Raw genomic sequence first — 12,343 nt, 5'->3', positions numbered from 1 at the left:
AATAGCGTTTTGGACCCACCTGATCCCATGCCGAACTCAGTAGTGAAACGAAACAGCGCCGATGATAGTGTAGCATTTGTTATGTGAAAGTAGGTCATCGCCAGGCTCCAAATAAGAGAAACCCGTTGCAGCAATGCAGCGGGTTTTTTGTTGTCTGAAATAAAATGAATTAGTTCGCGAGTTAGCGAGCGTAAAGCGTAGGGCTTAACGTGTTGCGCGCTGTCAAAGCTATTGTAGAAGGAGGCTTCAGCCCCGATTTAAAGCTAGAAGCTCTCAAATTTTATCTACAAATGGCATCAACTGATCCCAAATATCATGTTAGAATTTTGTTTTTATCAACATAGAGAGTGAGAACAATATTGGCTAACTCTGATTACCAACAAGTGTTAAATGAGATTGCGGCAGAAGTGCAGCCATTACTTTCTCAAGGTAAGGTGGCTGATTACATTCCTGCACTGGCAGAAGTTGATGCAGACCAATTTTCAATTGCGATATATACCACTGATGGTCAGACTTTCTGTGCGGGCGATTGCTCTAAGCGCTTTACGATACAATCTGTATCTAAAGTAATGACACTAACACTTGCACTACAACGTTATGGTGATGAGCTGTGGCATCGTGTAGGTAAAGAGCCATCAGGTACTGCTTTTAACTCTCTTACGCAGCTTGAGTTTGAAAAAGGCTTACCACGTAACCCATTTATAAATGCGGGCGCTATTGTTACTTGTGATGCTTTATATAGCCGTTTATCAGCACCTATGCATTCTATGCTTGAAACTTTTCGTGCTTTGTCAGGAAATGAAACTATTGTTATTGATAAGAAAGTTGCTAATTCAGAATATGAGTTTCGCCACCGCAATGCTGCTATGGCACATTTAATGAAATCGTTTGGTAATTTTCATAATGAAGTGGACGATGTGTTATGGGCTTATTTTAATTTCTGTGCGATTGAACTTAACTGTGTGGAACTTGCAAAAGCTTATAACTTTCTTGCAAATAAAGGAGTTGATAATATCTCAGGCAAGGAAGTACTTTCTAGTCTGCAAAATAAACAGTTGAATTCGCTGCTTTTCACCAGTGGTTTATATGATGCAGCGGGTGATTTTGGTTATCGGGTTGGTATGCCGGGCAAGTCGGGCGTATCAGGCACAATTTTAGCCGTTTTACCAAATAAGTTTACTGTTGCGGTTTGGTCGCCTGGGTTAAATTCATTTGGTAACTCAGTGGCAGGAATAGCAGCTCTGGAGCTGCTATCTAAAAAGCTCGATATTTCTATTTTTTAGCAAGTTTACTGTTCCCAATAAACTTGCTCAAGGCAATCTTCTCGCTCAGGCAAGCCGCGTGACAAGCGAGGAGAGTGCTGTACTAATACTTCATAGCTTGCACGGTTAGCATATTTGCTAATTTGCGCCAGTGATGAATAGGTCATCGCGGGTTGTTGGTGTTTAGCTGAGTTACCCACATTAAGCTTATGATAAACATTTGCTGATAAGTCGTGAAGCACGGCAGCAAGCGCGCAATCACCCGCACCATTGGTATTTTTAATGCTATCAGGACCACCCATAAATGGGGCTGTGTGGCTATAAGCTCGAATCGGATTTTCGCAATCAACTTTACGCATGGCACGGGAGAATTCATAACGATTAAAGTCTGCTATTGCACCTGGCAGTAATGGATATTCAGTTTGTCTTTTAAACTTGTCATCAACGTGGCCAGCCATAAAGAGGCCTTTTTCACCTGCGGTACAAATAACCAGATCTACCCAATCAAGGGCTTTATCGGCGGCAAGAAGAGGATCTTCAAAGCCAGTGATTGCAAAGCCTTCTTCTTCGTTCATTGCAAGAATATCAACGTGCTCTGCAACAAAATTAGCCCACCAGGTCGGATCTTGTTCAATTAAGAATTTTGTTCCAAGTGTTAGCACCACCGGTACACCAGCATCATTCGCGTATTTTACCGCTTGCATGGTTGCTTCCGTCATTGTTTCATCACCTTGTGTGCGCATTAGGTAGGCACTTATAACAAGGGCTGACGAGTTTTCGATTAAATTTTTATCGATTGATTCCGGTCGCAGGTGATTCATTAAGCCGGCACTGATAGCAAATGTACGCTCGCCGCTGTCATCAATTAAGGTGAAACAGCGACCGATAGGCCCGTCAACAGGTTGTAGGTAATCTAGATCAACGCGGCTAGAGGTGTTGCATAGAAAACGATAGGCGTAGCTGCCTATTTTAATGTTTTCGCTCATTACCCCTAATAATACTGAACGATCGTCAGCGAGCACAGAGTAATTGTGCATCGTGTTACCGATTGTTCCACCGGCAAACTCATAATCGATCATGTCGTTGAGCTTCAAGCGATCATAAAGTGCGTTAGTGATATCATTATCTATTACTTGCGACATTCCTCGGCGCAGATGAAACTCGTCGAGGAAAGCCTGATCAACCTTTGCTTCGATATCAACTACAATTTGATCGATACCTGTGATGTAGCTGCGCTGCAACTTATCACTGGCGTTGAGTTGATTCGTTAGTGGATCTTTGGCTTCCACCGGAAAATAATGTTTATGCCTGCGGCGTCCAGGAAATTTCATTTGCTACCCGTGTGTTGTGAGCTAAATAAAAAAAGCGGGAGATTATAGCGCAAATCATACTCGCTGAGCCATGGTAAAGCGGTTTTAATTTGTTTTATTTTTGTCATTAATCAACTTGATAGTCATATTTATGTTCTAAGTAAGTATAATAAAACAATAATTAGTGAAAGATTGAATAAAATGAACGAGCAATTTAATGATCAATATTGGATGGAAAAAGCGTTAGAGTACGCGAAAGAGGCTGAGAAGCTCAATGAAATTCCCGTGGGAGCTGTGCTTGTAAAAGGTAATGAGCTTATTGCTGCGGGATATAACCGTTCAATTACTGATAATGATCCCTCCGCGCATGCTGAAATGATCGCAATACGTGAAGCGGGTAAAGCGCTACAGAACTATCGCTTAATAGATTGCACTTTGTATGTAACCTTAGAGCCTTGCTCTATGTGTGCAGGGCTTTTGGTGCATAGTCGTATAAAGCGATTAGTGTTTGGTGCTTTTGATGCAAAAACAGGTTCGGCAGGCTCAATTATGAACTTATTACAAGAGCCAAAATTAAATCATCAGGTAGAAATTACTGCGGCAGTATTAGCTGATAAATGTGGAGAAAATATCTCCGCGTTTTTTAAACGTCGTCGCCAAGAAATAAAAGCTTTAAAGCAAGCTAAGCGTGAACAACAACCTTAGTTTGTTGGTGTTGAATCGCTCAGCTCAGACATTTGCTGCATTGCAAACATGCGGCGGCGCCAAATCACTTTTTTATGCAGGTTACGCAACATAATACGACGGCGAGTCGCGGTTGAAAAAATAACGTTACGTTTAAATGAATGTGTACGTCTGCGTTTAAGCATGGTTTCTCCTAAATAGGTGAGAGTGAGAAATAGTTAATTTAGATAACGTGTTGATAGCACACATTAGTGATCAATTGATGACAAGTAAATAGATATTTTACCTGTTTTAGAGTTGCGGCTCGCTCGTTTTATTCTGTGCCTCTGTTTTATCGATTAAATTAGTGTCAGGGCTTATTAATGGTTGCTGAGCTTTTTTTGCCGACGATTCTATCTCGTTACTTGTTTTAGGTAATTCTTTGTCATTGCTCATTTTGACTGGTTGTTCTTCGTTATTAGCTTTGGCAGGCTCTTTTACGTTATCTGTTTTAGGTTGTTCAGGCTCACTAACCGCATTATTTTCATCTAGCCATACTAGTGCATCATAGTAACGACGAATGTTATCGACGTATTTCACAGCGACATCTCCGCGAGAATAGCCATATTTAGTTTTCCGGTAATAACGTTTTTTGATTAACAGCGGTAATCTTTTTTTCACATCAGCCCATTTATCAGGGCTGGCACCTTGTTGCTCTGTAATAATTCGGGCATCGTTAACATGACCCCAACCAATGTTGTAAGAGGCTAGTGCAAGCCAAGTTCTATCTGGTTGCGGAATACGTTCAGGGATACGCTTAACCAGCTTTTCCAAATACTCAGCCCCCCCTTTTATATTCTGCTCTGGTTCTAGGCGGTTAGTTACCCCAACTTGTTTTGCAGTAGCACGGGTAAGCATCATAATACCGCGTACTCCTGTAGGCGATTTTGCTCTAGGGTTCCACATAGATTCTTGGTAACTTAATGCCGCGAGTAAGCGCCAGTCTAAGCTACCGGCATACTGCTCAAACCAAGGTTGATAGGTAGGTAGGGTATCTTTAATTGCTTCTATGTAAGCAAGGGTGTTCACATAATTGAATTGACGAACGTGGCCGAAGTATTTCTCTTCAAGTACATAAAGTTGATTATTTTGTTTAACTTCGCCAAAAAAAGGCACCATGAGAGCGTAAAGAGAATCGTCATTATCTTTTCGCATTAGCCAAGCGATGGGGTCGTTGCGTGTGACCGAAAAACCAATACTTAAATTTGGGTGGTAGCGACGAAATAGCGACAGTGTATGGGAGTCTGCGAGCGTATAATCTATTTCACCATCTATGACGGCTTGTAATAGTTCTTCTTCATCAAGATCTTCGGTTTCTTGCCAAGTTAGGTTTGGATGTGTTTGCTTTATTTGTTGTAATGCCAGTGAGTGGCTGCTTTTAGATAGAACCGTTAAATTACCTGTTAAATCATCAAAGTCTCGTGGTCGTACGCGGCCTTGTTTGTAAACAAGTTTTTGGCTGATAGTGCGATAAGTTGGTCCGAATCGGTAGCTTTGAGCACGGACTTTGTCATAAGTTAAGCCTGAAGCAATTAAGTCTAGATCACCGTTATCTAGGCGAGAAAACATATCGGATAAATTAAAAAATGGCACCATTTCAAGTTCAACGCCAAGGTGATCGGCAAACTCTTGTGCTAACTCATATTCAAAGCCTTGCTCACCTTGTACGGCTTGATAGTAGTTACTTGCCCCAGCTAAGGTTCCGACTCTTATTTTATTATGTGTTTTTATTTGGCTAAGTTGAGATTCTTGCTGTTGCATATCACAGGCACACAAAAGCATTACTAACGTAATGATTGTTATTAGCTTTTGTTTAATCATAATGCGCCCCTTATATCCAATAGTACTCTTATAACAAAACTTTAACCGGTCGTCACTTGGCGATTAGTTTTATTGTGTTTATTCATGTTCATAGATACAAGAAAAGATAATTTTACGAAAAGCGTAATTTTGAGTTAAATCTAAGCGCTATTTGCACTATAATAGCCACCTAAAATATCGTTCAATCCCTAACCCCGGATGAAAATACCTATGTTGATCCTTCGTGGTGCACCAGCACTTTCCGATTTTAGAGTTCAGAAAATTTTAGCCCGTTGCCAACAGGCGCAACTTCCAGTCACCAACGTGTACGCCGAGTATGCGCACTTTGCCGATTTAACAGCAGAGCTTTCAAGTGACGAGAAAATTAAGCTTGAGAAGTTACTTACTTACGGCCCAACGATTGCAGAACATACACCAGCAGGCACTTTAGTGTTAGTAACGCCACGCCCTGGTACTATCTCGCCATGGGCTTCAAAAGCAACGGATATTGCACACAACTGTGGTTTAACTCAAGTTCACCGCGTAGAGCGTGGTATCGCTTACTATGTTGAAGGTGAGTTGAACGCTGAGCAAATCAGTCAGGTTGCCGCGTTATTACACGACCGTATGACAGAGGCGACGCATAACTCGCTTGATGCTGCGGCTCAATTATTCCGCACCGATGCCCCTAGTGAAATGTCATCTGTTGACATTTTAGGTGGCGGCCGCGAGGCCCTTGCAAAGGCTAACGTTGAGCAAGGTTTTGCATTAGCTGATGACGAAATTGACTACTTGGTAGAAAACTTCCAAAAGTTAGGGCGTAACCCGAACGACATCGAATTATTTATGTTTGCACAAGCAAACTCTGAGCATTGTCGTCATAAAATATTTAATGCTGATTGGACAATTGATGGCGTAGAACAGCCTAAGTCATTGTTTAAAATGATTAAAAATACCTACGAGAAAAACCCTGAAAACGTACTGTCTGCTTACAAAGATAACGCAGCTGTAATGACGGGCTCAAAAGCAGGGCGTTTCTTCCCCAATGCTGAAGGTGAATACGCTTACCATCAAGAAAACATTGAAATTCTGATGAAGGTTGAAACCCATAACCACCCAACTGCAATTGCGCCATTCTCTGGTGCAGCAACAGGCTCTGGTGGTGAAATTCGTGATGAAGGTGCTACAGGTCGTGGTTCTAAGCCAAAGGCCGGTTTAGTTGGTTTTACCGTATCTAACTTACGTATTCCTGGGTATGAACAACCATGGGAAACTGATTTTGGTAAGCCAGCTCGTATTGTTAATGCCCTTGATATTATGACTGAAGGCCCATTAGGTGGTGCTGCATTTAATAACGAATTTGGTCGTCCAAACTTGGTTGGTTATTTCCGTACTTATGAAGAGCAAGTCACCAGCCATAATGGTTTTGAAGTACGTGGTTACCACAAGCCAATTATGCTTGCCGGTGGTTTAGGTAATATTCGTACCGACCATGTGCAAAAAGGGGATATTCCAGTAGGTGCTAAGTTAATCGCTTTAGGTGGCCCTGCAATGAACATTGGGTTAGGTGGCGGTGCTGCTTCATCAATGGCATCAGGTCAATCAAACGAAGATTTAGACTTTGCATCAGTACAACGTGAAAACCCAGAAATGGAACGTCGTTGTCAGGAAGTAATCGATAAATGTTGGCAGTTAGGGGATGCAAATCCAATCGCCTTCATCCACGATGTGGGCGCAGGTGGTTTATCTAACGCCTTCCCTGAGCTTGTTGATGATGGTGGTCGTGGCGGTAAATTCCAGCTACGTGATATTCCTAATGATGAACCAGGTATGGCACCACATGAAATTTGGTGTAATGAATCACAAGAGCGTTATGTGCTTGCTGTAGCTGTTGAAGATTTTGACCGTTTTGAAGCGATTTGTAAGCGTGAACGTGCCCAGTACGCTGTAATCGGTGAAGCGACAGAAGAGCGTCACTTAACGGTTGCTGATAGCCACTTTGATAACAACCCGGTTGATTTACCGCTAGATGTATTATTAGGTAAAGCGCCAAAAATGCACCGTGAAGCGCAATCGCTCAAAGCGAGTAGTGCTGCACTTGATACGGCAAAAATTGATATCGCTGAAGCAGCTACTCGTTTATTACGTTTACCAACAATCGCAGAAAAAACCTTCTTGATTACCATTGGTGACCGCTCGGTAACCGGCCTTGTTGCCCGCGACCAAATGGTTGGCCCTTGGCAGGTACCCGTTGCTAACTGTGCAGTTACAGCAGCAACTTACGATACTTACCACGGTGAAGCAATGTCTCTCGGTGAGCGTACACCTGCAGCGCTTCTAAACTATGGTGCATCGGCACGTTTGGCTGTGGCTGAGTCATTAACTAATATTGCATGTGCAAATATTGGTGGTCTTGAGAATATTAAGTTATCTGCAAACTGGATGGCTGCAGCAGGTCACCCAGGTGAAGATGCCGGCCTTTATGAAGCAGTTAAAGCTGTTGGTGAAGAGCTTTGTCCTGCGTTGGGCTTAACGATTCCAGTGGGTAAAGACTCAATGTCGATGAAAACTCAGTGGGATGAAAATGGCGAGCAAAAATCAGTCACTGCGCCGTTATCATTAATCATCACTGCATTTGGTCGTGTTGATGATGTACGTAAAACTGTGACTCCACAATTACGTACAGACAAAGGTGAAACATCACTTATCTTAGTTGACTTAGGTGCTGGTAAAAACCGCATGGGCGCATCAAGCTTAGCGCAAGTTTATAAGCAACTTGGTGATGTAACCCCAGATGTTGACAGCCCTGAGTTATTAAAAGGCTTCTACAATGCAATGCAAGCACTTGTCGCTGACAATAAGCTACTTGCTTATCATGACCGATCAGACGGTGGTTTATTTACCACAGTAGCTGAAATGGCATTTGCGGGTCATACCGGTGTAACTGTTGATCTTGATGGTTTAACAGGTTCAGACATCGAAGCACTTTACAACGAAGAGCTCGGTGCTGTTATCCAAGTTGCTAATAGCGATTTAGAGGCTGTGAATGCGGTATTTGCTGAGCACGGTATTGCTGCTATTAGCCATGCAATTGGTACATTAAACAGCGATGATGCGGTGGTATTTAATCGCGCAGGTAACACAGTGCTGAGTAATACACGCACTGAGCTTCGTACTATTTGGGCGGAAACTACATATCAAATGCAAGCGCGTCGTGATAACCCAGACTGTGCTAAGCAAGAGTTTGATGCCAAATTTGATGCAAAAGATCCTGGTCTGAACGTTAAACTAAACTTTGACTTAAACGAAGATGTAGCTGCACCATACATTGCCACAGGCGCTAAGCCTAAAATGGCTATCTTGCGTGAGCAAGGTGTTAACTCGCACCTAGAAATGGCTGCGGCGTTTAACCGTGCAGGTTTTGCAGCGGTTGATGTACACATGAGCGATATTCTTGAAGGGCGCTTAAGCCTTGAGGAATTTAAAGGCTTAGTAGCATGTGGTGGCTTCTCTTACGGTGACGTATTAGGTGCAGGTGAAGGCTGGGCTAAGTCAATCTTGTTCAATGATATGGCTCGTGACCAATTCCAAAGCTTCTTTGAACGTCAAGATTCATTTAGTTTAGGTGTATGTAATGGTTGTCAGATGTTATCAACATTGAAAGAGTTGATCCCTGGTACTGAGCATTGGCCACGTTTTGTGACCAATAAATCAGAGCGCTTTGAAGCACGCTTTAGCTTAGTTGAAGTACAAGAGAGTCCATCTGTATTCTTCAAAGGCATGGCGGGTTCTCGTATGCCTATCGCGGTTTCTCACGGTGAAGGCCATGCAGAGTTTGCCAATGATGCAGCTGTTAAAGCAGCGCTTGATTCAGGCACTGTGGCGGTTAAGTTTGTAGATAACCACGGTAACCCAACAACGCAATACCCTAATAACCCGAATGGCTCGCCTGAAGGTATTACCGGTATTACATCAGCAGATGGTCGTGCAACAGTTATGATGCCACACCCTGAGCGTGTATTCCGTGCTGTTGCTAACTCTTGGCACCCAGATGAGTGGAAAGAGGATAGCCCATGGATGCGTATGTTCCGTAACGCACGAAAAAATGTAGGTTAATATACACATTAGATTCAGAATCTAGTTGTAAAATAAAAGGCTGCATTGTGCAGCCTTTTTTGTCTACACTGTTCAAGGTTCAAGGTTCAAGGTTCAAGGTTCAAGGTTCAAGGTTCAAGGTTCAAGGTTCAAGGTTCAAGGTTCAAGGTTCAAGTTAAGGATAGTATGATCAAACGCATCGCATGGGGAATCGTGTTTTTATTGCTGAGTGTTTTAACACTGGGTTATGTATTTCGTATGCCTATCACTCAATGGGCTATAGCCCCGTCTTTGAGCCAATCAGGCGCTGAATTACATTGTTTAGATTGGTCACTAAATTCAAATATTAGCTTAGATGTAAGCCGATTATGTCTGACTTATCAAGGTCATCAAATTGAGCTTGGCGGCATAGTAGCTGATACCCAAAAAATAACTGTAGGCCGCGCTAATCTTCGCTTAAATGATAGCGAGAGTGACTCATCAAGTAATGACCCCTTCAAAAAGCTGGCACTTAACTTACCCAAGCAGCGCCCGAAAATTGAGATCAAAAGGCTGCTAATTACCCACCCGCAACTTCATGATGAACTGGCGGTTAGCATTGTTGAAGAAAAGCTAAATACATTGGTGATTTCAGGTGATGTTACAGCCAAGGTAGCAGTCAAAAATCATAAAGTTACAGGCCGTTTTAATCTAGCTGATGGGTTACTAAAAAAGATAAAGCCGATACCCGCGCTTACACTAAGCAGTGAGCATGAGTTCACCTTTGACGGATTATCCGTTGATATAAAGTCAAATATAGACGCTAAGTTTACTCAACAATTAAGTCAATGCTTTGTGACGGTAAATGCTTTCGGTGATGTAAATACTTACTACCATTTAAACGATAGAAAAGCGTCGTTAAATGCGCAGCAATTAACGAGTTTGGTAATGTTTGACAGTGACTGTTTGGCGCTAGTAAATAATCCAGCACAGCGTGAATTTATAGCTAAGCAACTGCCTTTAAAGTGGCAACTGGTGCTGAGCGATACGCTAGAGTTTGAAAACGAAAAACTCGTTATGCCGTCAATGTTATTAAACGCTAAAAATAGTGAAACGAAGCTCAGCCTGACTAACCTAGCAATCAATATTCAGCAGCCATTAGAGCAAGTCAAAGGTGATATTAAGCTGTTGTTTATCAGTGAAGACATTGAACATATAGCAGTAAATGCAGCTTTAAATAATTTGGCTATGAATGGGGATTACCAATTAATCTTTGATGAACTGCCTGATTTTTTACCCGCATCAGCTCAAAAGTTAACAAGCACGGGTCAATTTAAAATAGCGAATGTTTTACAACTTCAGCAAAATGCGAATATAACCAGCGAGATTGCTTTTGCTGAGCTTAAGTTTGATAAATTAACTGTAAAGGATTACAAGGCACAGTTCACGACTGAACTTGATGATAAACAAAATATAAACGCAAGTTTAAATAGCCAATTACGCTCAGTTACTTATGATCAATATCAAGTGCTTGGGGTAAACAATCAATTATCAGCATCTTCTAGTTTGGCTGTTGGCGAATTATTTGTGGATTTAAACAGTGAAACTAAACTTACTCAATTTAACAGTGATTTTTTAAACCTGAGTAATATTCGCATAAGCTCAAAAGGGCTGCAAAGCCGGGCGTTGCAAGCCTCACATCATGTATTTATTGATGGTATCGAATTGGTAGCTAGTCACAATGTATCTGCTGTGGAGCATCCATTTGAGATAACAATTGCAGAGCAAGCGGTGACTAAACTTAACCCTGTTTTACAGCAGTTTGAGCCACTAGCAACGCTGACCGACGGTAGCTTTAATGGCGTTGTTCGCGGAGATGTGAATTTACAGCAGGCAGACTTTACATTACAAGTAGAGCAGCTAAGTGGCTTATATAACGATTATTTAGCGAAGCATTTTAGCAGCCACCTAACCGGTAGTTATGATTCAGGTCAGCTTAATGTGGCTCCCACTACATTTGAACTAAATGAGTTACGTGCAGGTGCTGTTGTGAGTAACATGACAGGTAATTTAAGCGTTGATAACTCTGTTGCACGCATTTATCAATTAACCGGTGATGTGTTAGGTGGTCGCTTCGCTTTGGATAGCTACAAAGTGACCAAAGAGGCTCAGCAGTCTCTGGTCACATTTGAAAACATTGATGCCAGTAAATTAATTACCTTAGATGATAAATCAGGAATCACATTAACTGGTCGAGTGAATGGCCGTTTGCCTGTTTACTTTGATCAACAAGGTGTTTCAGTAAAGTCGGGTGAGTTATCAAACCAAGGAACAGGTAAACTAATTATTGCTGATAATGCTGCTTTTGATGCAGTTAAAGCACAGCAACAAGAGCTGAGCCCTATTTTAAGCTTATTGGAAGACTTAGACATTCAAGGTTTAAAAAGTAGTGTCGATTTAAAGCCAGATGGTTGGCTATATTTAGGTGTTAACCTAGAAGGTTACAATGAGGCGCAAGCGCAGCAAGTTAATTTTAATTACAACCATGAAGAAAATGTGTTTACATTATTGAGAGCGCTGCGGTTAAGTGACGAAATCACTCAAAAAGTTGAACAAGAGTATTCAACAAAAGGAACTGAAAATGACTAAATGGCTGGTAATACTTACAGCGCTGGGTTTACTTAGTGCATGTACGCACCGTGTTGAAGTGGCGGCGAAAGAGCCGATCACTATTAACCTGAATGTTAAAGTTGATCATGAAATTCGTGTAAAAGTTGATAAAGAACTTGATGATTTATTTGGCGATGACAGTGAATTATTCTAAGGAGCAATGATGAGTTTATTTAATAATAAAAAGTTAAACGTGATCACGTTTTTAACCGTACTGTGTTTTTCTTTTTCTGCGTGGGCAATCACGTTAGATGATGCTAAAAAACAAGGACTTGTTGGTGAAGATAGTTCAGGTTATTTAGGTTTAGTGGTACAAAATGCAGACGCTAAATCCATTGTTGATAAAATAAACGCTAAACGTAAAGCGCAGTATTTAAAATTGGCGAAAAAGAACAATTTGTCGCTTGCTCAAGTAGAGGCATTGGCAGCAGCAAAAACCATTGAAAAAACCCAAGCTGGGCACTTTGTTGAAGTAAATGGTGAGTGGGTTAAAAAATAGACTCA

At 41.7% G+C, this 12,343-nt stretch carries 9 protein-coding genes and 1 rRNA gene; 7 read left to right on the top strand and 3 right to left on the bottom strand.

Going from position 1 to position 12,343, the window contains the following annotated elements; all coding sequences use genetic code 11:
- A 5S ribosomal RNA gene (gene rrf / locus NQT69_RS09515) occupies positions 1-106 on the top strand; the annotation flags it as partial.
- Positions 107-359: 253 nt separating this feature from the next.
- Complete coding sequence (glsB, locus tag NQT69_RS09510; protein ID WP_256827417.1) at positions 360-1,283, top strand: glutaminase B; 924 nt, start codon at positions 360-362, stop codon at positions 1,281-1,283.
- 5 nt (positions 1,284-1,288) lie between these two features.
- Here glsB and NQT69_RS09505 read toward each other — a convergent pair whose 3' ends face one another.
- Positions 1,289-2,593 carry an inosine/guanosine kinase gene (locus NQT69_RS09505; protein WP_256827416.1) on the bottom strand — a complete coding sequence of 435 codons (1,305 nt, stop codon included), beginning with the start codon at positions 2,591-2,593 and terminating at the stop codon, positions 1,289-1,291.
- A gap of 180 nt (positions 2,594-2,773) precedes the next feature.
- Here NQT69_RS09505 and tadA point away from each other — a divergent pair, with 180 nt between their 5' ends.
- Positions 2,774-3,277 (top strand): tRNA adenosine(34) deaminase TadA, encoded by a 504-nt coding sequence (tadA, locus tag NQT69_RS09500; RefSeq protein WP_256827415.1) that lies wholly within the window; start codon positions 2,774-2,776, stop codon positions 3,275-3,277.
- Here the strand turns inward: tadA and NQT69_RS09495 are convergent.
- Both NQT69_RS09495 and mltF read right to left on the bottom strand, forming a co-directional pair.
- The gene (locus NQT69_RS09495) at positions 3,274-3,441 is read right to left on the bottom strand and encodes a hypothetical protein (protein ID WP_256827414.1); all 168 of its coding nucleotides are present in this window, start codon (positions 3,439-3,441) and stop codon (positions 3,274-3,276) included. The two genes, tadA and NQT69_RS09495, sit on opposite strands and share 4 nt — an antisense overlap.
- 106 nt (positions 3,442-3,547) lie before the next feature.
- A complete protein-coding gene (mltF, locus tag NQT69_RS09490) occupies positions 3,548-5,116 on the bottom strand; it encodes a membrane-bound lytic murein transglycosylase MltF (RefSeq protein WP_256827413.1) in 1,569 nt (522 codons plus the stop codon).
- A gap of 210 nt (positions 5,117-5,326) precedes the next feature.
- Between mltF and purL the strand changes: the two genes are divergently transcribed.
- From purL to NQT69_RS09470, 4 genes are all read left to right on the top strand, one after another.
- The gene (purL, locus tag NQT69_RS09485) at positions 5,327-9,211 is read left to right on the top strand and encodes a phosphoribosylformylglycinamidine synthase (protein WP_256827412.1); all 3,885 of its coding nucleotides are present in this window, start codon (positions 5,327-5,329) and stop codon (positions 9,209-9,211) included.
- Positions 9,212-9,376: 165 nt separating this feature from the next.
- A complete protein-coding gene (locus tag NQT69_RS09480; RefSeq protein ID WP_256827411.1) occupies positions 9,377-11,818 on the top strand; it encodes a YdbH domain-containing protein in 2,442 nt (813 codons plus the stop codon).
- The gene (locus tag NQT69_RS09475) at positions 11,811-11,993 is read left to right on the top strand and encodes a YnbE family lipoprotein (RefSeq protein WP_087533459.1); all 183 of its coding nucleotides are present in this window, start codon (positions 11,811-11,813) and stop codon (positions 11,991-11,993) included. The genes NQT69_RS09480 and NQT69_RS09475 overlap by 8 nt, the downstream gene beginning before the upstream one ends.
- Positions 11,994-12,002: 9 nt before the next feature.
- The gene (locus NQT69_RS09470) at positions 12,003-12,338 is read left to right on the top strand and encodes a YdbL family protein (RefSeq protein ID WP_256827410.1); all 336 of its coding nucleotides are present in this window, start codon (positions 12,003-12,005) and stop codon (positions 12,336-12,338) included.
- Positions 12,339-12,343 lie beyond the last annotated feature (5 nt).

The organism is Pseudoalteromonas shioyasakiensis (assembly GCF_024518675.1).
Taxonomy (GTDB): Bacteria; Pseudomonadota; Gammaproteobacteria; order Enterobacterales; family Alteromonadaceae; genus Pseudoalteromonas; species Pseudoalteromonas shioyasakiensis_B.
This window is presented reverse-complemented; position numbering and strand designations above follow the sequence as displayed.

What these genes read in the sequence shown, in the direction of transcription:
- NQT69_RS09480 (WP_256827411.1), top strand. Translation starts at nt 9,377, where the DNA reads ATGATCAAACGCATCGCATGGGGAATCGTGTTTTTATTGCTGAGTGTT.
- tadA (WP_256827415.1), top strand. Translation starts at nt 2,774, where the DNA reads ATGAACGAGCAATTTAATGATCAATATTGGATGGAAAAAGCGTTAGAG.
- NQT69_RS09475 (WP_087533459.1), top strand. Translation starts at nt 11,811, where the DNA reads ATGACTAAATGGCTGGTAATACTTACAGCGCTGGGTTTACTTAGTGCA.
- NQT69_RS09495 (WP_256827414.1), bottom strand. Translation starts at nt 3,441, where the DNA reads ATGCTTAAACGCAGACGTACACATTCATTTAAACGTAACGTTATTTTT.
- mltF (WP_256827413.1), bottom strand. Translation starts at nt 5,116, where the DNA reads ATGATTAAACAAAAGCTAATAACAATCATTACGTTAGTAATGCTTTTG.
- NQT69_RS09470 (WP_256827410.1), top strand. Translation starts at nt 12,003, where the DNA reads ATGAGTTTATTTAATAATAAAAAGTTAAACGTGATCACGTTTTTAACC.
- NQT69_RS09505 (WP_256827416.1), bottom strand. Translation starts at nt 2,593, where the DNA reads ATGAAATTTCCTGGACGCCGCAGGCATAAACATTATTTTCCGGTGGAA.
- purL (WP_256827412.1), top strand. Translation starts at nt 5,327, where the DNA reads ATGTTGATCCTTCGTGGTGCACCAGCACTTTCCGATTTTAGAGTTCAG.